21 protein-coding genes are annotated in these 23220 nt (G+C 67.6%); 15 read left to right on the top strand and 6 right to left on the bottom strand.

Going from position 1 to position 23220, the window contains the following annotated elements; translation table 11 throughout:
- Nucleotides 1-119: 119 nt before the first annotated feature.
- Complete coding sequence (locus AC1DW0_RS14200) at nt 120-2462, bottom strand: ABC transporter permease (RefSeq protein ID WP_477946503.1); 2343 nt, start codon at nt 2460-2462, stop codon at nt 120-122.
- On the bottom strand, nt 2455-3153 hold the full coding sequence (locus tag AC1DW0_RS14195) for an ABC transporter ATP-binding protein (protein WP_477946501.1): 699 nt from the start codon (nt 3151-3153) through the stop codon (nt 2455-2457). The genes AC1DW0_RS14200 and AC1DW0_RS14195 overlap by 8 nt, the downstream gene beginning before the upstream one ends.
- Nucleotides 3154-3284: 131 nt before the next feature.
- Here AC1DW0_RS14195 and AC1DW0_RS14190 point away from each other — a divergent pair, with 131 nt between their 5' ends.
- The 10 genes from AC1DW0_RS14190 (at nt 3285) to AC1DW0_RS14145 (ending at nt 12075) form a co-directional block, all read left to right on the top strand.
- The gene (locus AC1DW0_RS14190; RefSeq protein WP_457323606.1) at nt 3285-3869 is read left to right on the top strand and encodes a hypothetical protein; all 585 of its coding nucleotides are present in this window, start codon (nt 3285-3287) and stop codon (nt 3867-3869) included.
- A 13-nt stretch (nt 3870-3882) separates the two neighbouring features.
- Complete coding sequence (locus tag AC1DW0_RS14185; protein ID WP_457323607.1) at nt 3883-4899, top strand: sensor histidine kinase; 1017 nt, start codon at nt 3883-3885, stop codon at nt 4897-4899.
- Nucleotides 4896-5645, top strand: coding sequence for a LytR/AlgR family response regulator transcription factor (locus tag AC1DW0_RS14180; RefSeq protein WP_477946498.1), 750 nt, complete (start codon nt 4896-4898; stop codon nt 5643-5645). Before AC1DW0_RS14185 ends, AC1DW0_RS14180 begins: the two co-directional genes overlap by 4 nt.
- 231 nt (nt 5646-5876) lie before the next feature.
- Nucleotides 5877-7127 carry an urea ABC transporter substrate-binding protein gene (gene urtA / locus AC1DW0_RS14175; protein ID WP_477946496.1) on the top strand — a complete coding sequence of 417 codons (1251 nt, stop codon included), beginning with the start codon at nt 5877-5879 and terminating at the stop codon, nt 7125-7127.
- Between the two features lie 139 nt (nt 7128-7266).
- On the top strand, nt 7267-8808 hold the full coding sequence (gene urtB / locus AC1DW0_RS14170; protein ID WP_477946494.1) for an urea ABC transporter permease subunit UrtB: 1542 nt from the start codon (nt 7267-7269) through the stop codon (nt 8806-8808).
- Nucleotides 8805-9851, top strand: a complete 1047-nt coding sequence (gene urtC / locus AC1DW0_RS14165; RefSeq protein ID WP_477946492.1) for an urea ABC transporter permease subunit UrtC — start codon at nt 8805-8807, stop codon at nt 9849-9851. The genes urtB and urtC overlap by 4 nt, the downstream gene beginning before the upstream one ends.
- Nucleotides 9848-10681 (top strand): urea ABC transporter ATP-binding protein UrtD, encoded by an 834-nt coding sequence (gene urtD / locus AC1DW0_RS14160; RefSeq protein ID WP_457391893.1) that lies wholly within the window; start codon nt 9848-9850, stop codon nt 10679-10681. Before urtC ends, urtD begins: the two co-directional genes overlap by 4 nt.
- A gap of 1 nt (nt 10682) precedes the next feature.
- The gene (urtE, locus tag AC1DW0_RS14155) at nt 10683-11375 is read left to right on the top strand and encodes an urea ABC transporter ATP-binding subunit UrtE (RefSeq protein WP_457353888.1); all 693 of its coding nucleotides are present in this window, start codon (nt 10683-10685) and stop codon (nt 11373-11375) included.
- Nucleotides 11376-11557: 182 nt separating this feature from the next.
- Nucleotides 11558-11785 (top strand): addiction module protein, encoded by a 228-nt coding sequence (locus AC1DW0_RS14150; protein WP_056204477.1) that lies wholly within the window; start codon nt 11558-11560, stop codon nt 11783-11785.
- Nucleotides 11782-12075 (top strand): type II toxin-antitoxin system RelE/ParE family toxin, encoded by a 294-nt coding sequence (locus tag AC1DW0_RS14145; RefSeq protein ID WP_056203768.1) that lies wholly within the window; start codon nt 11782-11784, stop codon nt 12073-12075. The genes AC1DW0_RS14150 and AC1DW0_RS14145 overlap by 4 nt, the downstream gene beginning before the upstream one ends.
- Before the next feature lie 7 nt (nt 12076-12082).
- Here AC1DW0_RS14145 and egtD read toward each other — a convergent pair whose 3' ends face one another.
- Together egtD and egtB are read right to left on the bottom strand one after the other, a co-directional pair.
- On the bottom strand, nt 12083-13057 hold the full coding sequence (egtD, locus tag AC1DW0_RS14140; protein ID WP_477946490.1) for an L-histidine N(alpha)-methyltransferase: 975 nt from the start codon (nt 13055-13057) through the stop codon (nt 12083-12085).
- A complete protein-coding gene (gene egtB, locus AC1DW0_RS14135; protein ID WP_457323570.1) occupies nt 13054-14196 on the bottom strand; it encodes an ergothioneine biosynthesis protein EgtB in 1143 nt (380 codons plus the stop codon). The genes egtD and egtB overlap by 4 nt, the downstream gene beginning before the upstream one ends.
- A gap of 144 nt (nt 14197-14340) precedes the next feature.
- On the opposite strand from egtB, the gene AC1DW0_RS14130 reads away from it, so the two are divergent.
- The 3 genes from AC1DW0_RS14130 to AC1DW0_RS14120 all read left to right on the top strand — a co-directional run bounded on the left by AC1DW0_RS14130 (nt 14341) and on the right by AC1DW0_RS14120 (nt 17739).
- Nucleotides 14341-15360: a TRAP transporter substrate-binding protein gene (locus tag AC1DW0_RS14130; RefSeq protein WP_457323569.1), complete on the top strand. Its 1020-nt coding sequence runs from the start codon at nt 14341-14343 to the stop codon at nt 15358-15360.
- Complete coding sequence (locus tag AC1DW0_RS14125) at nt 15357-15821, top strand: TRAP transporter small permease (RefSeq protein WP_457353637.1); 465 nt, start codon at nt 15357-15359, stop codon at nt 15819-15821. Before AC1DW0_RS14130 ends, AC1DW0_RS14125 begins: the two co-directional genes overlap by 4 nt.
- Nucleotides 15822-16428: 607 nt before the next feature.
- Complete coding sequence (locus tag AC1DW0_RS14120) at nt 16429-17739, top strand: TRAP transporter large permease (RefSeq protein WP_457391901.1); 1311 nt, start codon at nt 16429-16431, stop codon at nt 17737-17739.
- Here AC1DW0_RS14120 and AC1DW0_RS14115 read toward each other — a convergent pair.
- A complete protein-coding gene (locus AC1DW0_RS14115; RefSeq protein ID WP_477946487.1) occupies nt 17711-18109 on the bottom strand; it encodes a VanZ family protein in 399 nt (132 codons plus the stop codon). The genes AC1DW0_RS14120 and AC1DW0_RS14115 overlap by 29 nt on opposite strands.
- 21 nt (nt 18110-18130) lie before the next feature.
- Nucleotides 18131-20455, bottom strand: coding sequence for a hypothetical protein (locus tag AC1DW0_RS14110; RefSeq protein ID WP_477946485.1), 2325 nt, complete (start codon nt 20453-20455; stop codon nt 18131-18133).
- A 142-nt stretch (nt 20456-20597) separates the two neighbouring features.
- Here AC1DW0_RS14110 and AC1DW0_RS14105 point away from each other — a divergent pair, with 142 nt between their 5' ends.
- Nucleotides 20598-20975: a hypothetical protein gene (locus tag AC1DW0_RS14105; protein ID WP_457323564.1), complete on the top strand. Its 378-nt coding sequence runs from the start codon at nt 20598-20600 to the stop codon at nt 20973-20975.
- Nucleotides 20976-21100: 125 nt separating this feature from the next.
- Complete coding sequence (locus AC1DW0_RS14100; protein WP_477946483.1) at nt 21101-23194, top strand: 3-hydroxyacyl-CoA dehydrogenase NAD-binding domain-containing protein; 2094 nt, start codon at nt 21101-21103, stop codon at nt 23192-23194.
- Nucleotides 23195-23220: the final 26 nt, after the last annotated feature.

Raw genomic sequence — 23220 nt, 5'->3', positions numbered from 1 at the left:
CCAACCTTGCGTTTCGTACGACTTCTGTAATGTTGTGTGACTCAAGGAGATCGCCACCTGCCGGGAGGCCGCGATTGTCTTGAGAAGTGCTTCAAATGGCGATTGGGGCTTACCGTGACTCAGGCGTAGGCAAGCGCCTGCGCAGCGGGAATGCGCAACGCGCGGCGTGCGGGCAGCGCGCAGGCAATCAGCGAGATCAGCGCCATCAATCCGAGCCAGCCGAACGCCGTGGTCGCGCTCGGTACCAGACGCCACGGCACGCTGAACATGATGCGACCGAAGGCCACCTCGAGCAGGGCGCTGATGGGCAGGGCCAGGGGCAGCGACGTCAGCCAGGCCAGCACGACCAGGGTCAGGCCCTCGACCTGCACCATTGCCAGGATGGCGCCATCGCGTGCACCGATGGCCCGAAGCACACCGATCTCGCGCCGGCGCTCCAGCACGGCCAGGCCCATCGTCGAGGCCAGGCCCATCGCGCCGACGGCGATCATCACCAGGCCCATGGCGCCAAGGAAGTCCACAAACATCAGCAGATGGTCCTCGACGACGCGGCGGTTGTCGGCCTGGGACTGGCTGGCGGCAATGCCGATGCCGGCTTCAGTGAGGGCACCACGCAGCTGCTGCACGGCGTCAAGGAGGGCGACCGGCGAGTCCGGCCGATCCAGCTTCAGCACCAGGCTGGTCGCGAGCTCGTTGCCGGCCAGCGCGTCCAGCGTGGCACGCGAGGTGTAGGCCAGGGCTTGCGGGCCGGCCTCGACGAGGCCAACGATGGTCCAGTCGCGGCCGGCGATGCGTTGGTGGCTGCCGACGGTCAGCGCGGGCTGCTGCCTCTGCAGCAGACGGCTGACGACAAGTTCGCCGTCACCCGCCAGCCAACGACCCTCGAGCAGACGCGGCGCCAGCAGACGGCCGCTGGGCGGCACGCCGAGCAGCGTCAGCGGCTCGGCACCGAGGCTGGTACGCAGCCCGCGCCAGGCCTCGGCCGCCGCGACGCCAGGCACCTGCTGGGCCAGCGCCTCCAGCTTGGTGGCGGGTGAAGGCGTGGCGACGCGCACCTGCAGCTGGAAGCGCTGGGCATCGAAGAGATCGTCCACCGACCCGCGCACGGCGCTGCGCAAATTGGCGGCACCCAGATACACCGCGCCACCGCTGGCCAGGGCCAGCACGGTCAGCAGCATGCGCTGGCGGCGGCGAAAGGCATTGCCCACCGACAGCAGCAGTGGCCGCGCCCAGCCACCGAGCAGCGGCACCAGCCGCGCCGCCAGCGCGCCGCGCTGCAGGCTCAGCGGCCGGCCTTCGCGGGTGATGCCGATGTCGCGCAGCGCCTCGCCCACGGGGCGGCGCAGGGCCGTACGCACCGGCAGCGCGGCGGCGGCCAGCGGCAGCGCGAGCCCGACGGCCAACTGCAGCGCAACGCCCCACGCCGGTGTGGCAATGCCGTCGAGCGGAAAGTTCAGCAGCTCGGCCTTGAGCCCGCCGTAGAGCCGCCCCAGCCACAGCGCCAAGGGCAGTGCGATTGCCGAGGCCAGCAGGCCTAAAGCGCCAGCCTGGGCCAGCACCATCGCGCCGATCTGGCCAGGCGAGCCGCCCAGCACCTTCATGACGGCGATCTCGCGCGTCTGCCCGGCCAGCATCGCGGCCACGAGGTTGACGACCAGGAAGCCGCAGGCCAGCAGCGCCAGCAGGCCGAAGGCGCCCTGGGTCATCAGCAGCGAGTCCATCTGCGCAGCGTGGATGTGCTGGCCGGGTTCGGGCACGTCGACGCTCTTGACCACGTAGCCACCGGCGATCAGCGCGGCCTTCAAGGTGTCGACGACAGCGCGCACGTCGGTGCGCGTCGCGTGCTCGTCCCGCATGCGGAACTGCAATTCGTTGAAACCCGCTGGCGCACCCAGTCGCGTCAGCGTCGCTGCGGTGCCGTACAGGTAGACGAGGTTTTCCATCCAGCCGGGCGCCTGGCTGACGTCGCGCACCAAGCCCTTGATGTCGACCGGCAGTGTCTCGGCACCGGCCGCGCGCAGGGACACAGGCTCGCCAACGCTGGCGCCGGAGAAGTCCAGCGACGAGCGTTCGATCCACAGCCCGCCGTCGATGGGTGGCGTGTCGAGCTGCAGCCGCCCGATGTCGGCGCGCTGAAAGTCGTCGAGCGCAATGACGACGGCATTGCGCGACCGGCCATTGGCCTGCACGGCGGCCATCACGCTGCGCCGCAGCCGTGCGGCGACGACCTGGGGCTGTGCCTTGGCAAGGGCCAGCGCCTGCGCATCGGCCCGGTCCAGCACCAGCGTGGCCGAGACGGGCAGGCTGGCGCTATAGCCCTGGTCGGTGGCGCGTTCGACCAGGGTCCACGCATTCAGGATGGTGCCGGCGGCGGTCAGCCCCAGCGCGACGGCGAGCACGACCAGCAGGCTGCGTGCGCGGTGCTGCCAGAGGTCGCGCCAGGTTTTGAGAACCTTAGTCATGTCGACGGTCCTCGATGAGGCGGCCGTCGCGCAGGCGCAGGCTGCGCTGCACCTGGCCCAGAGCGGCGGCTTCGTGCGTGACCATGACGATGGTGACGCCTTGTTCCCGGGCCAGCTCGGCAAGCAGCGCCAGCAGCGCTTCGGCGTTGACGGAGTCGAGGTTCCCAGTCGGCTCGTCGGCCAGGATCAGCGCCGGCGCGTTGGCCAGCGCCCGGGCCAGGGCCACGCGCTGCTGCTGGCCGCCTGAAAGGGCAGACGGGAACTTGTCCGCCTGGTCGGCCACACCCAGGCGCTCGAGCAGCGCCAGTGCTCGCTCAGGCCGTTCAGCGGCCGGCCACTGGTCGCAGAAGTCCATTGGCAGCATCACGTTCTCCAAAGCGGTCAGCGTCGGCAGCAGCTGGAAGAACTGGAACACGACGCCGACTGCCTTGCCTCGCCAGCGGGACAAGGCGCGCTCGGGCAAAGCGCGCAGGTCTTGGCCAGCCACGCTCAGCTCGCCACTGCCCGCGCGGTCGATGCCGGCGAGCAGGTTGAGCAGCGTCGACTTGCCACTGCCCGAAGGGCCGACCACGGCGACAAACTCGCCGGCGTGGATGTCGAGGTCGAGGGCGGCGAGGGCCTGGAAATCGCCGCCCGCTTGCGGGTAGCTCTTGCCGACGCCGCGCAGGCGGATGAGTGCAGTTGGGTCCATGGCGACCAATGTAGGAAGCCGCCGGCCGTGCGGCGCACCGTTGGACGGCACCGTTGTGCCACTCGGCGATTCGGCCCTCGCCAGGCGTCCCGCGCGTCGCGATGCTGCGGCATCCCTTACCTGGAGACGTCATGAAAGCTCTTGTCCTGTCCCTCGCTCTCGCCTTCACCGGCATTGCCCATGCCCAGCATGGCGGCGCGGCGCCCGCAGCCGCCGCTGCGCCGGCCGAAGCCGCGCAGTTCGACTTCCTCGTTGGCCAGTGGGAGCTGGAGGTGGCACCCAAGGTCGGTGGCCTGGCCGCGATGATCCACGGGGCGCCCAAGTTGATGGGCAGCTGGAAGGCCTGGAAAGCCTTCGACGGCTACGGCCTGGATGACGAGCTGCGCATCTTCGATGCGTCGGGCAACCCGACGTCGCTGAACTACAGCCAGCGCATCTTCGACGCCAAGACCAAGCGCTGGCTCATCAGCGGCCTGGATGTCTACCGCGCGCGTTTCGGCAGCAGCAACGGCCAGTGGCAGGGCGGTGAAATGCTGCTCGAGGGCAGCGGCCAGAACGCCGAGGGCAAGCCGGTGCTGACACGCACGCGCTTCACCGAGATCACCGCTGACCGCTTCAAGATGCGCCAGGACCGCTCGCTGGACAATGGCGCGAACTGGGAGGAGGGGACGCTGACCATCGTCGCCAAGCGCACGTCGCGCAAAGCAGTTAGATAGGCGCGGAGCAGGAATGGGCAGAGCCTGGATCTGGGTGCAATGGCTGATCGGCTGGCTGCCGGTAGCAGCGCTGTTCGCGGTGCTGATGATGACCGTGCATGGCGCCGGCATTCACGAGGCGCTGCATTACTCGCTGCGTCTGATGGCGACGGCGGCCGTGCTCGGCCTCGTCGTGCACCGCTTCACCGCTCGCCTGCCGTGGCCACATCCGCTGAAGCTGAGCTTCGTCGCCAAGCATGCGCTCGGTGCGACGCTGTACGCCGTGGCCTGGGTCGCGGCCAACAGCATCGTGGAGAGCCTCGTGGTGGGCCGTGTCGTCCTGGTGGTTGGGCCCGGCATCGCGGCCTATCTCGTCACCGGCGTGTGGTTCTACGTGATGATCGCCGGCGTCGCCTACGCCCAGCGCGCCGCGGCCCGCAACGCGCAGCTCGAAGCGCTGCAGGCGCGCAGCCAGCTGGCAGCCTTGCGCGCCCAGCTGCATCCTCACTTCCTGTTCAACGCGCTGCACACGGTGGTGCAGCTGATCCCGCTGGACCCCGAACGCGCCACGCGCGCGGCCGAGCAACTTGCGGCCCTGCTGCGCGCGAGCTTCGACAACCCGCGCGAGTTCGTCACGCTGCGCGAGGAGTGGGCGATGGTGCAGCTTTATCTGGACATCGAGGCCATCCGCTTCGGCGAGCGCCTGCGTGTTGTCACCGAGTTCGAGGACGCGGCGCTGAACGAGCTGCTGCCGAGCTTCGCGCTGCAGACGCTGGTGGAAAACGCGGTGCGCCACGGTGCCGCGCCGCGGGTCGAGGCGACGACGGTGCGCGTCACTGCACGCGTCGAGGGCGAGACTCTGCTGATCGCCGCGGCGGATGACGGCATGGGCGCTGAGCCCGCCGCGCTGGAGGCCGGTGGCACCGGCCTGCGCCGGCTGCGCGAGCGGCTGGGTTGGCTCTACGGCGCCAGCGCTTCACTGACGGTGCAGACGGCGCCTGGCCGGGGCCTGCGCGCCGAACTGCGCCTGCCGGTGAAGGACGAGGCATGACGGCCGCTGTCACCGCCCTGATCGCCGACGACGAGCCCGTCGCCCGTGCCGGCCTGCGCCATCTGCTGCGAGGCCTGCCCTGGCTGCACTGCATCGGCGAAGCGGCCGACGGCCCGGCGGCGCTGGCCGAGATCCAGCGCCTGAAGCCCGAGCTGGTCTTCCTGGACATCCAGATGCCGGGTCTGCTGGGCACCGAGGTGCTGCGCCGCCTGGCGGCGTCCGGCACGCCGCCACTGGTCATCTTCACGACGGCCCACGCTGAACACGCCATCACGGCCTTCGAGCTGGGCGCGCTGGACTATCTGCTCAAGCCCTTCGGCGCTGAGCGGCTCAATGCCACGCTGGAGCGTGTGCGCGCCGCCCTGGGCGAGCCCTGCCCACCGGCGTTGGAGCGACTGGCCGAGCTGCTCGGGCGCGGCCCGCTGACACGCCTGTTCGTGCGCAGCGGCGCGGCCATCGTGCCGGTGGCCGTGGCCGAGGTCAGCCACTTCGAGGCAGTGGGCGACTACGTCGCCGTGCACGCCGGCGGTGCCGAGCACCTGCTGCATCTGGCCCTGGCGCGGCTGGAGGAGAGGCTGGACGCCGAGCGCTGGGTGCGCATCCACCGCGGCTGCATCGTCAACCTGGATGCGGTGGCGCGCTTTCGTCGCCTGGCCAATGGCCAGCTCAGCGCCGAACTGAAGGACGGCCGGGCGTTGATGGTCAGCCGAAGCCGGTCCCAGGTCTTGCGCGGCTTGGCTGGCTAGGGTCTACCCGCAAGCCACAAATCGGGGCATGACTAGCCCCGTTTTCGTGCAATAGCCCGATGCTGCAGTACACCAACGGTGCGAATCGCACCGCGACAGGGCTGTCATGGGCTGTATGCGTGCGGCCGGATGCGCGATCACAGGGTGTGACGAAGTGCACGAAGCTGGCACGGGGCTTGCGCTCATGCCCTCCGGCTACCCGACCCTCACATCCAACCTGGAGGAATACCGATGCTTCGCCGTTCCGCTCTTGCACTGGCCACCGCTGCCACCCTGCTCCCCCACGCCGCCTTTGCTGCCGACACCATCAAGGTCGGCGTGCTGCATTCGCTGTCCGGCACCATGGCCATTTCCGAGACGGTGTTGAAGGACACCGTGCTGATGGCCATCGACGAGATCAACGCCAAGGGCGGCTTGCTCGGCAAGAAGCTGGAGCCGGTGGTGGTTGACCCGGCTTCCAACTGGCCGCTGTTCGCCGAGAAGGCCAAGCAGCTCATCTCGCAGGACAAGGTCGCCGTCGTGTTCGGCTGCTGGACCTCGGTGAGCCGCAAGTCGGTGCTGCCGGTCTTCGAGCAGACCAACGCGCTGTTGTTCTACCCGGTGCAGTACGAGGGTGAAGAGCTGAGCAAGAACGTGTTCTACACGGGTGCCGCGCCCAACCAGCAGGCCATCCCCGCCGTCGAATACCTGATGAGCAAGGACGGCGGCGGCGCCAAGCGCTTCGTGCTGCTGGGCACCGATTACGTCTACCCGCGCACGACGAACAAGATCCTGCGCGCCTTCCTGAAGAGCAAGGGCATCCCCGAAGCCGACATCATGGAGGACTACACCCCCTTCGGCCACGCGGACTACCAAAGCATCATTGCCAAGATCAAGAAGTTCGCCGCCGAAGGCAAGAAGACGGCGGTCATCTCCACGATCAACGGCGACTCCAACGTGCCCTTCTACAAGGAACTGGGCAACCAGGGCCTGAAGGCGACCGATGTGCCGGTGGTGGCCTTCTCGGTCGGTGAGGAAGAGCTGCGCGGCGTGGACACCAAGCCGCTGCAAGGCCACCTGGCCGCGTGGAACTACTTCATGTCCATCAAGGCACCGGCCAACGACGCCTTCATCAAGAAGTGGAGCGACTACGCCAAGGCCAAGGGCATTGCCGGCCACAAGGACAAGCCGCTGACCAACGACCCGATGGAAGCCACCTACATCGGCATCAACATGTGGGCGCAGGCCGTCAAGAAGGCCGGCAGCACCGACACCGACAAGGTCATCGCGGCGATGGCCGGCCAGACCTTCACGGCACCGTCGGGCATCACGTCCAAGATGGACGAGAAGAACCACCACCTGCACAAGTCGGTCTTCATCGGCGAAGTGAAGGGTGACGGCCAGTTCAACGTGGTGTGGAAGACGCCCGGCCCGGTCAAGGCCCAGCCGTGGAGCCCCTACATCCCTGAGAACAAGGGCAAGAAGGACGAGCCCGCGAAATAAGGCTCACCCCCTACCGCAGCAAAGCTGCGGCCCCCTTCGAGGGGGCGCCGCTGGTGGACTGGCAGAGCCAGATCCACGGCGGCCGCTGGAGGGGCGCGCGCACTTTGTGCGGCGCTGGTCTGCGTCTTCGTGGGTTCTCATGATCAAACGACTTCTGATCGGTTGGTGTCTGGCGCTCCTGGGCTTTTCGGCCTGGGCTGCGCTGCCGCCTGAATTGCTGACCCGCATCGCCGCTGGTGAAGGCGACGAGCGTGTCGCCGCCCTCAACGAGGCCGTGGCGCAGGCTGACCCGGCGCTGGCGGACTACCTGCACGCACTGCTCGACGGCCGAGTGCGGCTGCGCGAGGGCAAGGCGGTCGTGGCCGCCGAGGGCGCTGCGCCGCCCGAGGGCGAAGAGCCGATGCTGAACAACCGCCTGCGTCGCGAGATCGATTCGGCGCTGGCGGGGCTGGCCCTGCTGTCCAAGGATCGCGATACACGCGCCAAGGCGCTGGTGACGCTGCGCGAAGACGCCAGCGCCGTCAAGCTGCCGCTCTACGAGCGTGCGCTAGCGGCCGAGACGGACGCGGGCCTGCGCAGCCAATTGGGCGCGCTGGTAGCCGGCGCCAAGCTGTCGTCAACGGACGCCGCACAGCGCCGTGCCGCCGCCGTCGAGCTGGCCGGCAGCGCCGACCCGACGACGCGCGCGCTGCTGCTGGAGCGCATGAGCGGCGAGACCGATGCCGCCACCAAGGCCGCGATGAAGAACGCCATCGACGCCATCGGCGACCGCCTGGCCTGGGGCGAGCGCGCGCAGCTGCTGTTCTCGGGCCTGAGCCTCGGCTCTGTGCTCTTGCTCGTCGCGTTGGGCCTGGCCATCACCTACGGCCTGATGGGCGTCATCAACATGGCGCACGGCGAGCTGCTGATGGTGGGCGCCTACGCCACTTATTGCGTGCAGCAGGGCTTTCGCGCCTGGCTGCCTGCGGCCTTCGATTACTACCTGTGGCTGGCGCTGCCCGCCAGCTTCATCGTCGCTGCCCTCGTCGGCGCAGCGATGGAACGTACCGTCATCCGCTGGCTCTACGGCCGGCCGCTGGAGACGCTGCTGGCGACCTGGGGCATTTCACTCGTGCTGATGCAGGCCGTACGCACGTTGTTCGGCGCGCAGAACGTGGCGGTCGAGAACCCCACCTGGCTGTCCGGCGGCTGGGCGCTGCTGCCCAATCTGACGCTGCCCTACAACCGCCTGGCCATTCTTGGATTTGCGGCGCTGGTGCTGGTCGGCATGGCTTTGCTGCTGGCCAAGACGCGTTTGGGCCTGATGGTGCGTGGCGTCACGCAGAACCGCCGCATGGCGGCCTGCGTGGGCGTCAACACCGCCAAGGTCGACACGATGGCCTTCGCGCTCGGCTCGGGCATCGCGGGCCTGGCCGGCTGCGCACTGAGCCAGATCGGCAATGTCGGCCCTGACCTCGGCCAGAGCTACATCGTCGACGCCTTCATGGTCGTCGTGCTGGGCGGCGTGGGCCAGCTTGCCGGCACCGTTTACGCGGGCCTGGGCCTTGGGGTGCTGTCCAAGCTGCTGGAGGGCTGGCAGGGCGCTGTGCTCGCCAAGATCGCGCTGCTCATGTTGCTGGTGCTCGTCATCCAGAAAAAGCCGCAAGGCCTGTTCGCATTGAAGGGCAGGTCGGTCGAATGAAGAAGACGTTGCTCATCGCGGGGGCCCTCGTGCTGCTGTTCGTGCCCTTGCTGCACCTCGCTTTCCCGCCCGGCCACGCGCTGCACTTGAGCGAGTTCTACGTGGGCCTGCTCGGCAAGTTTCTTTGCTTTGCCATTTGTGCCCTGGCCTTGGACCTCATCTGGGGTTTCGGCGGCATCCTGTCGCTCGGCCATGGGCTTTTCTTTGCCCTGGGTGGCTATGGCATGGGCATGTATCTGATGCGCCAGATCGGCCGCGAAGGCCAGTACCAATCGGACCTGCCGGACTTCATGGTCTTCCTGAACTGGAAGGAGCTGCCCTGGCACTGGGCGCTCAGCGACTCGCTGGCGGGGCAGATCTTCCTGGCGCTCGCCGTGCCGGGGTTGCTGGCCGCGGTGTTCGGCTACTTCGCCTTCCGCTCGCGCATCCAGGGTGTGTACTTTTCCATCATCACGCAGGCGCTGACGGTGGCGGCCATGCTGCTGTTCTTCCGCAATGAGACGGGCTTTGGCGGCAACAATGGCTTCACCGATTTCAAGCGCATCGCCGGCATGCCGCTGAACACGCCGGGCATGAAAGTCGGTCTGTGCATCGCCAGCGGCCTGGCGCTGATTACTTGCTACCTGATCGCCCGGGCACTGACAAAAAGCCGCTGGGGCCGCATCCTGCAAGCCATCCGCGACGCCGAGGGTCGCGTGCGCTTCCTCGGCTATGACCCGGTCGCGTTCAAGCTCAGCGCCTACGTGATCTCGGCGGTCATGTGCGCGCTGGCCGGCATCCTCTATGTGCCCCAGGTCGGCATCATCAACCCCGGCGAGATGAGCCCGGCGGCCAGTATCGAGATGGCCATCTGGGCAGCGGTCGGCGGGCGCGGCACGCTGATCGGGCCGGTGCTCGGCGCCTTCTTCGTCAATGGGACGAAATCGGTCTTCACGGCCTGGTGGCCGGAAGGCTGGCTCTACATCCTCGGCGGGCTCTTCATCGCGGTGACGCTGTTCCTGCCGCAAGGCTTGATGGGGCTGGCGAAGAGGTTCAAGAAATGACACCAGAACTTCTTGAGGCGGGCGCTGAGGCACGCTCCCGTGCCATTACCCGCTTCGCCACGTCTGGCGAGCCTGTTTTCAACCAAGGTGTTGCGCTCTACGTCGAAGACCTCAAGGTCGCCTTCGACGGATTCCAGGCGTTGGGCGGCTTGTCGTTCACGGTCGGCGTGGGCGAACTGCGCTGTGTCATCGGTCCGAACGGTGCTGGCAAGACGACGACGATGGACTGCCTCACGGGCAAGACGCGGCCCGACAGCGGACGCATCTTCTTCGGCAGCAACCTCAACCTGCGTCTGATGAGCGAGCAGCAGATTGCCCGCGCGGGCATCGGCCGAAAGTTCCAGAAGCCCACGGTGTTCGAGGCGCTGACCGTGGCCGAGAACCTGGAGCTGGCTCTCGCTGGTGATCGCCGCGCGCGCTTCGCCATGCGGGCCAAGTTGAATGGCGAGCAAAAGGATCGGCTTGGCGAGTTGCTGAAGACTGTGCACCTGACCGAGGAGCGCGAGCGCGTCGCCGGCCTGCTGAGCCACGGTCAGAAGCAGTGGCTGGAGATCGGCATGCTGCTGGCGCAAGACCCCAAGCTGCTGCTGCTCGACGAGCCCGTGGCGGGCATGACCGACGAGGAGACCGAGCGCACCGCCGAGCTGTTCCTGAGCCTGGAGGGCAAGCATTCCCTCGTCGTGGTCGAGCACGACATGAACTTCGTCGGCACGCTGGCCGGCGCGCATCGCACGGTCACGGTTTTACATGAAGGCAAGACCTTGGCCGAAGGCACCATGGCCGCCGTGCAGTCCGACGAGAAGGTGATCGAGGTGTACCTTGGCAGATGACATCTTGAAAGTGCAGGACCTGCACAAGCACTACGGCGGCTCTCACATCCTGCGCGGCCTGAGCTTCGACTTGAAGCCCGGTGAAATCACGGTCGTGCTGGGTCGCAACGGTGTCGGCAAGACGACGCTGCTGAAGAGCCTGATGGGGGTCGTGCCTGTCACGTCCGGCAGCATCACGCTGGACGGCGAGGCAATCAACAAGCTGAAGACGCACCAGCGCGTTCGCGCCGGCCTGGGCTACGTGCCGCAGGGCCGGGAAATCTTCGGCCGGCTCACGGTCATGGAGAACCTGCAAATGGGTCTTTCCAGCCAGCCCGCGGGCACGCCGTTGCCGAAAGAGTTGTTCGAGCTGTTCCCCGTGCTCGACAAGATGCGTTCCCGCCGCGGCGGAGACCTGTCCGGCGGCCAGCAACAGCAGCTGGCCATCGCCCGCGCGCTCGCGCCGGGGCCGAAGGTGCTGCTGCTGGACGAACCGACCGAGGGCATCCAGCCCAACGTCATCCAGGACATCGGCCGCGTCATCAAGCACCTGGCCCACGACAAGGGCCTGTCGGTCGTGCTCGTCGAGCAGTTCTACGACTTCGCCGAAGAGCTGGCCGACCAGTATTTGCTGATGCAGCGCGGCGAGATCGTCATGCGTGGGCGGGGCAAGGACATGCCGGCGGATGGGGTGCGGGAGAGGTTGGCGATCTGAGATCGCTGCCAATCGATTCCGTGTTCTGACGCGGCAGAACGCTATATCGCCGGGCTCCAGTAGGGGTGAACGCAGTGATCCCCAACGTTGGCCGCGTCATGCATCGTTCGGGTTCGCAGTGCCCGAACGGAGTTGTGGCAAGCTACCCGAACTGCCCAAGCTTCGGGCCCCAGGGGATGCTCATGACGACCGCTCTCGAAACCCTTCAAGCAGAAGTACTGCGACTATCGCCAGCCGATCGCGCGAAGTTGCTGGATCGATTGATCGCCAGCCTGGACGTGGACGCTGGCGTTGAGGCTGCTTGGGACAAGCTGGCCGACGAACGCGAGCAAGAGCTTGAAGTCGGCACCGCCAACGCCGTGCCCGTCGATGTGGCCGTCGCCAGACTGGAAGCCCGCTTTCCCGGATGAAGGTCACACTGCATCCGGCCGCAGAGCAAGACGTCCACGAAGCCGCCGCCTTCTACGAGCGTGAGGGCTCGCCCATCGTGGCGGCCCGTTTTGTTGCAGAGTTCAAACGGCTTGCTGCCCTGCTCCTTGAGCATCCCGACATCGGCTCGCCACGCTCAAATGGCCGACGCGGTTTCGCCATGAGCGTCTTTCCATACACAGTTGTCTATCGCGTGATCGCGGACGAGGTCAGGATCATCGTCGTCAAGCACGACAGCAAGCGCCCGGGGTTTGGCGGGCGACGCGCATAGTGCTGGCTTATTTGCTGCTCTCTGCCTCCAGCCACAGCACCGCAAACCACCCGTTCGCATCCGTCCACACCTTGCCCGGCCTGAAGCCCGCGCGCTCGGCCAGGGCCTGGAAGCCGGAGACGGTGTATTTGTGCGAATGCTCGGTATGCAGGGTCTCGCCCTCGCTGAACGCGTAGACCTCATCACCCAGCCGCAGCTCCAGCGGCCGGGTCGCGCGCAGATGCATCTCGATGCGCCGGTAGGCCGGGTTGTAGAAGGCCAGGTGCTCGAAGCCGTCCGGCGGGAATTCCGCACCCAGCTTCTGGCGGGCGCGGTGCAGCAAATTCATGTTGAACGCGGCCGTCACGCCGGCCGCGTCGTTGTAGGCGGCATGCAGCGTGCCGTGGTCCTTCACGAGATCGATGCCGATCAGCAGGCCACCGCCGGCCAGTTCGCCCGCGGCCAGACGCAGGAAGGCGTCCGCCTCGCTCGGCGTGAAATTGCCAATGCTGGAGCCAGGGAAGAAGCCGACACGGCGGCTGCCTTCGGGGCAGGGTGGCAGCGTGTGCGGGCGCGTGAAGTCAGCCACCAGCGGCTGGATGGCCAGGCCCGGATAGTCGCCTGCCAGCCCGTCACAGGCCGCCAGCAGGTGCGGGCCTGAGATGTCCACCGGCACGAACTGCACGCTGTCGCGCGGGATGGCGTCCAGCAGCAGGCGCACCTTGCGCAGAGCGCCGGCACCGTATTCGACGAGCTGCACCTGGCCGCCCATCTGCGCGACCATGTCGTCCGCATGCGTCTGCAGCAGTGACAGTTCGGTGCGCGTCGGGTAGTACTCGGGCAGGTCGCAGATCTGCTCGAACAACTTGGAGCCGGTCTCGTCGTAGAAGTACTTGGGCGAGATCGCCTTGGGCGCGCGGCTCAGCGCCGCGTGCAGGTCGGCCGCGAACTGCTCGTTGTCGGCCGAAGCGCGGGGCTGGCGCCATTCAATTCCTGGTTTCATCTTGCGAGCCTCACTCCACTGAACTGCCAGCGTGCGGCCGGCGGGAAAAAATTGCGGTAACTCGGTCGTGCGTGGCCCAGCGGGGTCGCGAGGCTGCCGCCTCTCAATACCTGCTGCCCCACCATGAACTTGCCGTTGTATTCACCAACCGCGCCCGCCGCGGGTTTGAAGCCGGGGTAGGGCGCGTAGCTGGAGCGAGTCCACTGCCAGGCCTGATCGGCGGCCAGCGCGAAGCCCGGCAATCCGCATGCCGCCTCCCACTCGAACTCGGTCGGCAGCCGCGCGCCAGCCCATTCAGCAAAAGCGCAAGCCTCGTAGAAGCTGAGCTGCATGACAGGCGCGTCGGCATCCAGCGGTTGCACGCCATGCAGGCCGAACACACTGCCGTCTTCCAGCCAGTAGGCCGGTCGCTGCCAGCCCTGGGCCTGCACGGTGGCCCAGCCATCGGACAGCCACAGCAGCGGCTCGCGGTAGCCGCCCGCGTCGATGAAGTCTTCGTACTCACCGCAGGTGACGAGGCGGTTGCTGATCTCGAAAGGCGCGAGCAGGGCCTGGTGGCGCGGGCCTTCGTTGTCGAAGGCAAAGCCGCTGCCGCCATGGCCGATGTCGACGATGCCGCCAGCGTGCTTCAACCAGGCCTGATCGGGGGCGACGGCCTTGAGCGGTGTTGACACGTCGTAGGCCGGCAGCAGTGGGTTGCAGGAAAAGGCGTGCAGGATGTCGGTCAGCAGCAGCTCCTGGTGCTGCTGCTCGTGGTGGCAGCCCAGTTCGATCAGCCGGCGGGCATCGTCGCCAGCATGTGGCAGCAGGTCGGCCAGGGCGGCATCCACATGGCGGCGGTAGGCCTTGACCTCGTCCAGGCTGGGCCGGCTCAGCAGGCCGCGTTGCGGGCGCGCATGACGCGGGCCCAGGCTCTCGTAATAGGAATTGAAGAGGCGCGGCCAGCGCTCGTCGAAGACGCAGTAGTCCGGCAGATGTGGCAACAGCACCAGGGTCTCGAAGAACCAGGTCGTGTGGGCCAGATGCCATTTGGTAGGGCTGGCGTCGGCCATGGACTGCAGCTGGGCGTCCTCGTCCGACAGGGGCGCGGCAAGGGCGAGCGAATGGGCTCGGGTGGCGCGGAGCAGCTCGGTCAACATGGGTGGCACCGTATCGCAAACTGCTGCCAACGGTATGTCAGTGCAGGGTCTTTGGCTGTAGGACACCCCCCCCTAGGGTGGGTGCGGGGATGTCAGCAGAGCCAATTCCCCTAGGATCGCCGCCACACAACAAGGAGACCGGGCATGAAAGCAATCGCCTTCATCGCCGCCCTGCTGGCCGCGACCGCGGTGCAGGCCAACGAGCCGATCACGCTCAAGGTGCATCACTTCTGGCCGCCCGGCGCCATGCCGCCGACACAGATCCTGGCGCCCTGGTGCGACAAGATCGCGGCAGACTCCGGCAACCGCCTGAAATGCCAGGTCTACCCGGCCATGCAGCTCGGCGGCACGCCGGCCCAGTTGATCGACCAGGTCAAGGACGGTGTCGTCGACATCGCCTTCACGCTACCGGGCTACACGGCCGGGCGCTTTCCCATCATGGAGGTGTTCGAGCTGCCCTTCATGACGAACTCCGCCGAGGCGGCGTCGCGCGCAGCCTGGGACTTCTATGGCAAGTACGCCGTCAAGGAGTTTGCCGCGGTCAAGCCGCTGATGTTCGCGACGCACGACGAGGGCTATCTGCACACCCGCGAGCGCCAGATCAAGACGCTGGCCGACTTCAAGGGCCTGAAGTTGCGCGCACCGACGCGCCAGACCAACAAGCTGCTCAGCAGCCTGGGTGCCTCACCGGTCGGCATGCCGCTGCCGGCCGTGGCCGATGCGGTCAGCAAGGGCACCATCGACGGCTTTGCGCTGCCCTGGGAGGTCATCCCCTCGGTCAAGCTGCACGAGATGGTCAAGTACCACACCGAGACCGACCCGAGCCGGCCGGCGCTGTACAGCGCGGTCTTCATCCTGGCGATGAACCCGGCCAAATACGACAGCCTGCCGGCCGACCTGAAGGCCGTCATCGACAGGAACTCCGGCGCCGCCCTGTCACAGGCCGCCGGCCGCACCTGGGATGCCAGCCAGGCGCCTGGCCGAAAGCCGGCGGTGGACCGCGGCAATGTCTTCTACACGGTGCCGGCTGCCGAGGTGGACAACTGGATCAAGGCCAGCCATCCGCTCTACGACGATTGGGCCGCCGACATGGACAAGCGTGGCCTGCCCGGCAAGCAGATGCTGAGCGAAGCGCAGGCGCTGCTGGCCAAGTACAAGAAGTGAAATGGCTTGAGAAGCTGGCGGCAGTATTTGCGCTGCTGGGCGGCGTCTGCGCGCTGCTCGTCGCCGGCATGACGCTGTGGAGCGTCATCGGCCGCAACCTGTTCGCCAGCCCCGTGCGTGGTGATGTGGAACTGAGCCAGATCGGCATTGCGCTGGCGATCGCGCTGTGCCTGCCCTGGTGCCAGCTGCGGCGCGGCAACATCATCGTGGACTTCTTCACCCAGGCTGCACCCGAGCGTGTCAATGGCGCGCTGGACCGCTTCGGCGCGCTGCTTCTGGCCGTCATGCTGGGGTTGCTGGCCTGGCGCACCGGCATGGGCGCGGCGGCGGTGGACGAGGCCGGTGAGCAGACCATGATCCTGGGCCTGCCGATGTGGTGGGCCTACGCCATCTTGGCGCCAGGCTTGGCACTGACGGCGGTGATTGCGGTGGTGCAAGCTGTTCAGCGAGGTGAAGCTTGATGGCCAGGCCCAGCCGGGAGTTCGCCCCGGCGGGCGACCTACTTTCTGAGCGACCAGAAAGTAGGCAAAGAGTCGCCCCCGAACCGCCCGCCCCTCGCACAGCGAGGGGTTCCCTGCGGTGCGCCGTCCTTGAGGCCCCGCGCAAAACTCCCGTCGCGGCCCAAGGGCCGCTGTGGTCAAACAGTTGCGCGGAGTCAGAGCTTGAAGCGTGCTGGCGCACGCGGCCTCAAGGCCGTGCGCTCCTCGGCGGGACTCAAAGGGGGAGTGAAGGAACAGCCCGCACCAGCCGTCTGATGCGTTTGGCGGTTGGTTGTTCGGCTGTTTGGGATTCCCCCTTTGAAACCGCCGAGAAGCACAGGAGACCGAGGCGCGCGCCTTGGCGCGCTTCAACAACTGGCTCCGCGCAACTGTTTGACCAGAGCGTAGCGGCGGGAGTTTTGCGCGGGCCTCGGTCTTCGAGCATCGCAGGGCACCCACCCGCTTTGCGGGTGGGCGGTTTCGCAGGGGCGATTTCTTTGCCTACTTTCTTGTTCGCACAAGAAAGTAGGTCGCCCGCCCGGGCGAACTCCGGGCATGGGCCTGTGCGCCAAGCCAAGCTCGGGAACAGATGACAGCCGGCCTCGCCATCTTCGCCCTGATGCTCGCGCTGATGGCCTTGCGCGTGCCCATCGCGGCCGCCATGTTCATCCCCGGGGCCCTGGGCTACGCCTGGATGAGCAATGACGCCGCGCTACTGAACCTCATCAAGGGCTCCGCCGTCGCGCGGCTGACGGTCTACGAGTTGTCCGTCATCCCGCTCTTTCTGCTGATGGGGCAGTTCGCCACCCAGGGCGGGCTTTCCAAGGCACTCTTTCGCGCCGCGTCTGCCTGGGTCGGCCACTGGCGCGGCGGCCTGGCCTTTGCGGCCATCCTGGCGTCGGCCGCTTTCGGCTCGGTCTGCGGCTCTTCGGTGGCCACCTGCGCCACCATCACCCAGGTGGCCTACGGCGAGATGAAGGCCGCGGGCTATCACGGGCGCCTGTCCACTGCCGTGCTGGCGACGGGTGGCACGCTGGGCATTCTGATCCCGCCGTCGGTGCCGTTGATCGTCTACGCCATCCTGACCGAGCAGAACATCGCCAAGCTGTTCGCCGCCGCCTTCATCCCCGGCCTGATCGCAACCGCCGGCTATCTCGCGGTCATCGCCATCACCTGCCGGCTGCGGCCCCATCTGGCCGTGCCGGGACCGCGCCACAGCTGGAGCGAGCGCTGGCACGCTCTGCTGGGCGTATGGCCGCTGCTGGCCATCTTTGTCGTCGTCTTTGGCGGCATCTACGGTGGCCTGTTCAGCCCGACCGAGGGTGCCTCCATCGGCGCGCTGGCGACGCTGACCAGCGGCCTGCTGTCGGGCGAGCTGCGCGGCGATGGACTCAAGCGCGCGCTGCTGGGCACGGCCGAGACGACGGCCATGGTCTTCATGATCTTCCTCGGCGCCGACATGATGAATTCGGCCCTGGCGCTGACGCAGATGCCCGCGCATCTGGCGCAGTGGGTGGGCGGGCTGCCCGTGCCGCCGCTGGCCATCGTCGCCGGCGTGCTGGCCTTCTATGTGGTGCTGGGCTGCGTGATGGACGAGTTGTCGATGCTGCTGCTGACCATTCCCGTCATCTTCCCGACCATCATGGGCCTGGACCTGTTCGGCCTTGCGCCCGAGCCCAAGGCGATCTGGTTCGGCATCCTGGTGCTGATGACGGTGGGCATCGGCATGCTGGCGCCGCCGGTGGGGCTGAACGTCTATGTCGTCAACGGCATGGCGCGCGACGTGCCGATGAACGAGACCTACAAAGGCGTCATGCCCTTCCTGGCCAGCGACGTGCTGAGGTTGCTGCTGCTGCTGTTCGTGCCCGCCGTCACCGTCGGCGTGCTGCGCTGGCTGTGATGGGCCAGGCCGCCAGCAGACCCAGGGCGATGCCGACGCTGTCGGCCACCACGTCATGCCAATCGGCCTCGCGCGGTGGCAGAAAGCTCTGCGCGATCTCGATGCCAATGCCGTAGCCGACCAGCGCGATCACCAGCCAGACCCATTGCCGCGGCCGCTGCGAGACGGGCCACATGGCCCAGACACCGCTGAAGGCCAGCGCGGCAAAGGCGAGGGCATGGTTGGACTTGTCCCAGCCGGTGGTGATGGTCTTGGGCGGTGCCGGGCTCAGGGCCAGGCAGGTGATGACGATGAGCAGGACGGCGAGCAAGGCGCGCCAGAGTGCGCGGCGCTGCGGCGCGGTGCAGAGGTGCAGGAGAAAGCTGGGCATGGGGGCCGCATTGTGACGGCCCTATTTCATCTGCAGCATCCAGCCCTTGGCCTGGCGCAGATGGGCCACCAGCTGGGCCTGCGCCGCGCCGACGGCCGGGTCGGTGGCATTGAGCTTCTCCAGCAGTGCCGCGTCGATCAGCTCGCGCGAGGCCGAGTTCAGCATCCAGTTCATCGACGGCTGGCGTTGGCCCGGCAGTGCAGGCATGCGCAGCTCCGCCACCTGGCCGCAGCCGCCGATGCGCTTGATGAGCTCGACTGCCGAGTCCCGCGCGCGGGCGTCGTTGCTGTTCAGGATGCCCTGCGCCGGCGCGACCACCTCGTTCAGGCCCATGTGCGTGGCGCGGTAGCGGCGCCCGTCCAGCGGCTGCGCATCGGCAGCCGTGGGCGCGTCGCGGCACAGCCAGTCGTCGACCTGCGAGGCGCTGTTGACCAGCAGCAGCAGACGCAGCCGCGAGCGGTCCAGGACGCCTTGGGCGGCACAGTTGTCCTCGGGCTTGCAGGCCTTGAGCCGCCCGCTGGCTTCGAGGTCGCGCAGCAAGTCGGAGAGCAGCAGTGTCGCGCTGGCTTCCACGTAGCCGCCATCGCCCAGACGGTCCCAGACGCGGCCGACATCGCCGTTCTCCTCATCCCTGTGCGCCTCCTTGAAGAGGACGGCTGCGGCAGGACTGATGTAGGGGAAGCGGGCGCTGTTGTGCACGGCCTGAGCCAGCGTCATGCGCTCGACCTCCAGGCCGAGCGAGGGGTCGAGCAGGTCGATGCCGTCGCCACCGGCCAGCAGGAAGTCGGACTGGTAGACCCGCTGGCCGCGCGACAGGGCTGTGGCGTTCATGGCCAGCAGCGGCAGCCATTCGGCGTCGGTGGCGCGGCCGTGCAAGGCCGTCATCGCCTCGCCCCAGGGGTTGGGATGGGCGGTCGGGCGCAGCGGACATTGCTGGGCCAGGCTCCTGGGCCAGTCATGCGTCCAGACCTTCTCCAGGCCGAGAGATCGGTCCGCGCCGGCGACGGCCAGGGGCAGGAAGCGCTGCACCAGGTCGGGGTAGAGCATGTCACCGACCGGCGTGGCGAGATGGTCGCGGCCAGTGAAGTCGCGCACCAGCTTCCAGGGCGTGCAGTTGGCAGCATCGACCGCCTGGCGGCGCGCGTCCACGGCGGCGACGAAGCTGGCCGCGCCCAGGGCCCCGCCCGACGTGCCGCTGATGGCGAAGATCGAGTCGACGAAGTTGACGCCCTGTTGTTCACCGAGATCCTGCAGGCGCGCCAGCGATGCGCTGCCCCAATACGCCGCGCGCGAGGCGCCGCCGGCCACGGCGACGATCACGAGCGGCCGCTTGCCGTCCGCGCCCACGGTGCGCAGCCAGGTTTGCACCCAGGCGTCGGCCGGTTGGCGGGCGGCGATGGCATTGCGAGCGCTGCGCTCAGGGTCGGCCACACGGTGGTTGTCGTTCAGCGGGGCAAATGCCACGAAGAGCAGCAGCGGCAACGGCGTCAGCGGCATGCGTATCAACGCCTTGGGTGCATAGGTCAGCAGGATGCCGCCAAAGACGATCCAGCTGCCCATGGCCAGCAGCACCAGGGCCGGTGAGCCGATGGCGCGCGCCGTGGCCTCGGGCCAGGCCACGAGGGCGGCGAACACGCCCCATTGCAGCAGCAGCACCAGCGCGACGAGCACGCGCGACGGCGTGCTCATGCGGTCCTCACGCTCCAGCAGCGCGATGGCCTCGCGCCGGCCATCCAGCGCGAGCCAGCGCGCCAGCCGCGAGCCCGTGCCGAGCTTGAGCAGCCAGGCGCGCCGCTTCCAGACAAAAAGGGCCAGCCCCGCCGTGACGGCCAGCAGCGCGACGCCGATGAGGCGCTCGCGCGTCTGCACCAGGAAGAAGATCGCGATGGGCAGGCCGCCGCCGAGGATGAGCCCGCGCGGCAGCCAGCGACGCAGGCCGTCGCCAAAGCGCGGGTTCATGCACTCGCCCAGCGTGTCGGGCTTGAAGCGGCGGTCCAGCAGCAGGCGGCTCACATACCAGGCCAGCAGCAGCCACAAGCCGAAGGTGAAGACGAGGAGGGCGGTCTGTGCGCTGCCCACTTCCAGCGACAGCAGCGTTTCGCGGGCCTGTTCCAGGCCGAGCAGCACGGCGACGCCGGCGATGACGATGACGACGGGAAAGGCGCACAGGCCCAGCACGCGCAGCAGATAGAGCATCCAGGGCACATCGCCCTCGGTCGTGGATGCCGTGGAAGGCGGCTCGGGCGGTGGAGGAGGCGCGGGCTCCTCCGACTTTGGCGGCGGCGGCGGGGAAAACTGCGGCGGCGGCGCGGGATCGCGGGGCGGGTAGACGACCGGAATCAGCATGGCCCGCACTCTAGCCGGGGGGCGCTGGGCGTCCAAGGGCGAGACGGAGCGGTGGCGACTCGTGACAAACCCTGGCAAGACGGGCGTTGCGCCGTCAGACCGATACAGTGCCAACGGACAACGGTGTCAGGGGAGAGAAAAAATGGACAACGGTCAACTGTTGCAGCTGGTGGGCAGCTTTGCTGTGGGCGGTTTGGTGGCGGGAGGTGCCGTCTACGCCTGGTCAGCCAAACGAATCAAGCGCGAGCATGAGCGGGTGATGCACGTGGAGCAGTCCCGCCAACTTGGCGCCCAGCAGCTCACCCAGGCACGCAAGCAGGTGGAGCAGCTGCAGCGCGATTGCCATGAGCTGCGCCTGGCAGTGCGGCCCGCGCCGCGCCAGGCTCCTGCACCTGTTGCCCCCCTGGATGCCGCCGAGGCCATGCGCCGCTATGCCGAGGCCAAGCTGCAGCCGCCAGCGGAGCCGGAGGCGGCCAAGGCGTTCAAGGACACCGTGGTCCTGCCCAAGTCCCAGTACTGAGCCCTTCACGGCCTTGTCACTGCCGGGACAAGACTGCGCGGCGGGCGCTGCCTAGAATCGAACGGTCGTTCTATTCTGGGCCGGCTGCGCAAGGCGCGGTGGGCCCGCCAACTGAGGTCGTGCCCATGACAGCCCATTACGAAGTTCGCGGCAGCGTCGCCGTGATCACGCTCGACAACCCGCCGGTCAACGGCCTGGGTTTTGCCACCCGCGCCGCCGTTGCGGCCGGCGTGGAGCGCGCCGAAGCCGATCCGGCCATCACCAGCCTGGTCATCACCGGCGCCGGCAAGGCCTTCTCGGGCGGTGCCGACATCAAGGAGTTCGGCAGCCCCAAGGCCTTGGCCGAGCCGAACCTGCTGAGCCTGATCGCTGTCGTCGAGAACTGCAGCAAGCCGGTCGTCGCGGCCATCCACAGCGTCTGCATGGGCGGGGGCCTGGAGTTGTCCCTGGGCTGCCACTACCGCGTCGCGCAGACCGGCACCAAGGTCGCGCTGCCCGAAGTGAAGCTGGGCCTGCTGCCCGGCGCCGGCGGCACGCAACGCCTGCCACGCGCTTTGGGCGTGGAGCCCGCGCTGAACATGATCGTCAGCGGCGAGCCGGTCGAGGCGCAGATGCTGGCCATGGTCCCGGGCCAGAAGCTGTTCGACAAGATCGTCGACGCCGACGTGGTCGACGCGGCGGTCAAGTTCGCTGAAGAAGTTTCCGAGAAGCGCCCGCTGCCCAAGGTGCGCGACCTGAAAGCCCGCCACGCCAACGCCGAGGCCTACTTCCAGTTCGCCCGCAACATGGTGGGCGGCATGAGCAAGAACTTCCCGGCACCATTGCGCTGCCTGGAGACCGTGGCCAGTGCCGTCAACATGAAGTTCGACGACGGCATGCGCGCCGAGCGCGAGGGTTTCATGGCATTGATGCTGACGCCCGAGTCCAAGGCGCTGCGCCACCTGTTCTTCGCCGAGCGCGTGGCCAGCAAGATCTCCGACGTGCCCGAAGACACGCCGCTGCGCACCATCGCCAAGGTGGGCGTCATCGGCGCCGGCACGATGGGTGGCGGCATCTCGATGAACTTCCTGAACGCGGGCATCCCGGTCACCATCCTGGAGACCAAGCAGGAAGCCCTGGACCGCGGCGTCGCGACGATCAAGAAGAACTACGAGTCCCAGGTCAAGAAGGGCAAGCTGAAGGAAGACAAATACGCCCAGCGCATGGCGCTCTTGAGCACGACGCTGAGCTACGCCGACCTGGGCGACGCCGACCTCATCATCGAGGCGGTGTTCGAGGAGATCGGCGTCAAGGAGGCCGTCTTCAAGCAGCTGGACGAAGTCGCCAAGCCCGGCGCCATCCTCGCGTCCAATACCTCGACGCTGGACGTCGACAAGATCGCCTCGTTCACCAAGCGCCCGCAGGACGTGGTGGGCATGCACTTCTTCAGCCCAGCCAACGTGATGAAGCTGCTGGAAGTGGTGCGCGGCAAGGAAACCGCCAAGGATGTGCTGGCGACGGTCATGGCCATTGGCAAGAAGATCAAGAAGACGGCTGTCGTGTCGGGCGTCTGCGACGGCTTCATCGGCAACCGCATGATCGAGCAGTACAGCCGCCAGGCCGGCTTCCTGCTCGATGAAGGCTGCACGCCGCAGCAGGTCGACAAGGCGGTCGAGAAGTTCGGCTTCGCGATGGGCCCGTTCCGCATGGGTGACCTGGCGGGCAATGACATCGGCTGGGCGATCCGCAAGCGCCGCGCTGTAGAGCGCGCCAACATGAAGTACTCGGCGAGCGCCGACCGCCTGTGCGAGCTGGGCCGCTTCGGCCAGAAGACCGGTGCTGGCTGGTACGACTACCTGCCTGGCAAGCGCGACGCGATCCCGTCACCTGTCGTCGACGAGATGCTCGCCAAGCACCGCGAAGCCATCGGCGCCAAGAAGCGCGACATCAGCGACGAGGAGATCGTGCACCGCCTGGTGTTCGCCCTGGTCAACGAGGCCGCGCATCTGCTGGAAGAGGGCATTGCCCAGCGCGCGTCGGACGTGGACATGGTCTACCTGACCGGCTACGGCTTTCCGATCTTCCGCGGTGGCCCGATGTGCTACGCCGACACCCTCGGCCTCTTCAACGTCGTGCAGGCAATGAAGCGCTTTGCCAAGAACCCGATGGATGACGGTGCGTTCTGGACGCCCGCCCCGCTGCTGGCCCGCCTCGTGGCGGAAGGCAAGAGCTTCACTTGATCGCAGCGCGCGACTGACAAGGAACA

The organism is Roseateles sp. P4_D2 (assembly GCF_056401875.1).
Note: the sequence above shows the minus strand (reverse complement) of the source record. Positions and strands in the feature narration are given on the sequence as shown.

Bases quoted from the DNA above. Each gene is read 5' to 3' on its own strand.
- AC1DW0_RS14200 (WP_477946503.1), bottom strand. From the start codon at position 2,462: ATGACTAAGGTTCTCAAAACCTGGCGCGACCTCTGGCAGCACCGCGCA.
- AC1DW0_RS14115 (WP_477946487.1), bottom strand. From the start codon at position 18,109: ATGCCCAGCTTTCTCCTGCACCTCTGCACCGCGCCGCAGCGCCGCGCA.
- urtB (WP_477946494.1), top strand. From the start codon at position 7,267: ATGATCAAACGACTTCTGATCGGTTGGTGTCTGGCGCTCCTGGGCTTT.
- AC1DW0_RS14150 (WP_056204477.1), top strand. From the start codon at position 11,558: ATGACGACCGCTCTCGAAACCCTTCAAGCAGAAGTACTGCGACTATCG.
- AC1DW0_RS14100 (WP_477946483.1), top strand. From the start codon at position 21,101: ATGACAGCCCATTACGAAGTTCGCGGCAGCGTCGCCGTGATCACGCTC.
- AC1DW0_RS14185 (WP_457323607.1), top strand. From the start codon at position 3,883: ATGGGCAGAGCCTGGATCTGGGTGCAATGGCTGATCGGCTGGCTGCCG.
- urtC (WP_477946492.1), top strand. From the start codon at position 8,805: ATGAAGAAGACGTTGCTCATCGCGGGGGCCCTCGTGCTGCTGTTCGTG.
- urtA (WP_477946496.1), top strand. From the start codon at position 5,877: ATGCTTCGCCGTTCCGCTCTTGCACTGGCCACCGCTGCCACCCTGCTC.
- AC1DW0_RS14180 (WP_477946498.1), top strand. From the start codon at position 4,896: ATGACGGCCGCTGTCACCGCCCTGATCGCCGACGACGAGCCCGTCGCC.
- AC1DW0_RS14105 (WP_457323564.1), top strand. From the start codon at position 20,598: ATGGACAACGGTCAACTGTTGCAGCTGGTGGGCAGCTTTGCTGTGGGC.
- egtD (WP_477946490.1), bottom strand. From the start codon at position 13,057: ATGAAACCAGGAATTGAATGGCGCCAGCCCCGCGCTTCGGCCGACAAC.
- AC1DW0_RS14195 (WP_477946501.1), bottom strand. From the start codon at position 3,153: ATGGACCCAACTGCACTCATCCGCCTGCGCGGCGTCGGCAAGAGCTAC.
- AC1DW0_RS14110 (WP_477946485.1), bottom strand. From the start codon at position 20,455: ATGCTGATTCCGGTCGTCTACCCGCCCCGCGATCCCGCGCCGCCGCCG.
- egtB (WP_457323570.1), bottom strand. From the start codon at position 14,196: ATGTTGACCGAGCTGCTCCGCGCCACCCGAGCCCATTCGCTCGCCCTT.
- AC1DW0_RS14130 (WP_457323569.1), top strand. From the start codon at position 14,341: ATGAAAGCAATCGCCTTCATCGCCGCCCTGCTGGCCGCGACCGCGGTG.
- urtD (WP_457391893.1), top strand. From the start codon at position 9,848: ATGACACCAGAACTTCTTGAGGCGGGCGCTGAGGCACGCTCCCGTGCC.
- AC1DW0_RS14120 (WP_457391901.1), top strand. From the start codon at position 16,429: ATGACAGCCGGCCTCGCCATCTTCGCCCTGATGCTCGCGCTGATGGCC.
- AC1DW0_RS14190 (WP_457323606.1), top strand. From the start codon at position 3,285: ATGAAAGCTCTTGTCCTGTCCCTCGCTCTCGCCTTCACCGGCATTGCC.
- AC1DW0_RS14145 (WP_056203768.1), top strand. From the start codon at position 11,782: ATGAAGGTCACACTGCATCCGGCCGCAGAGCAAGACGTCCACGAAGCC.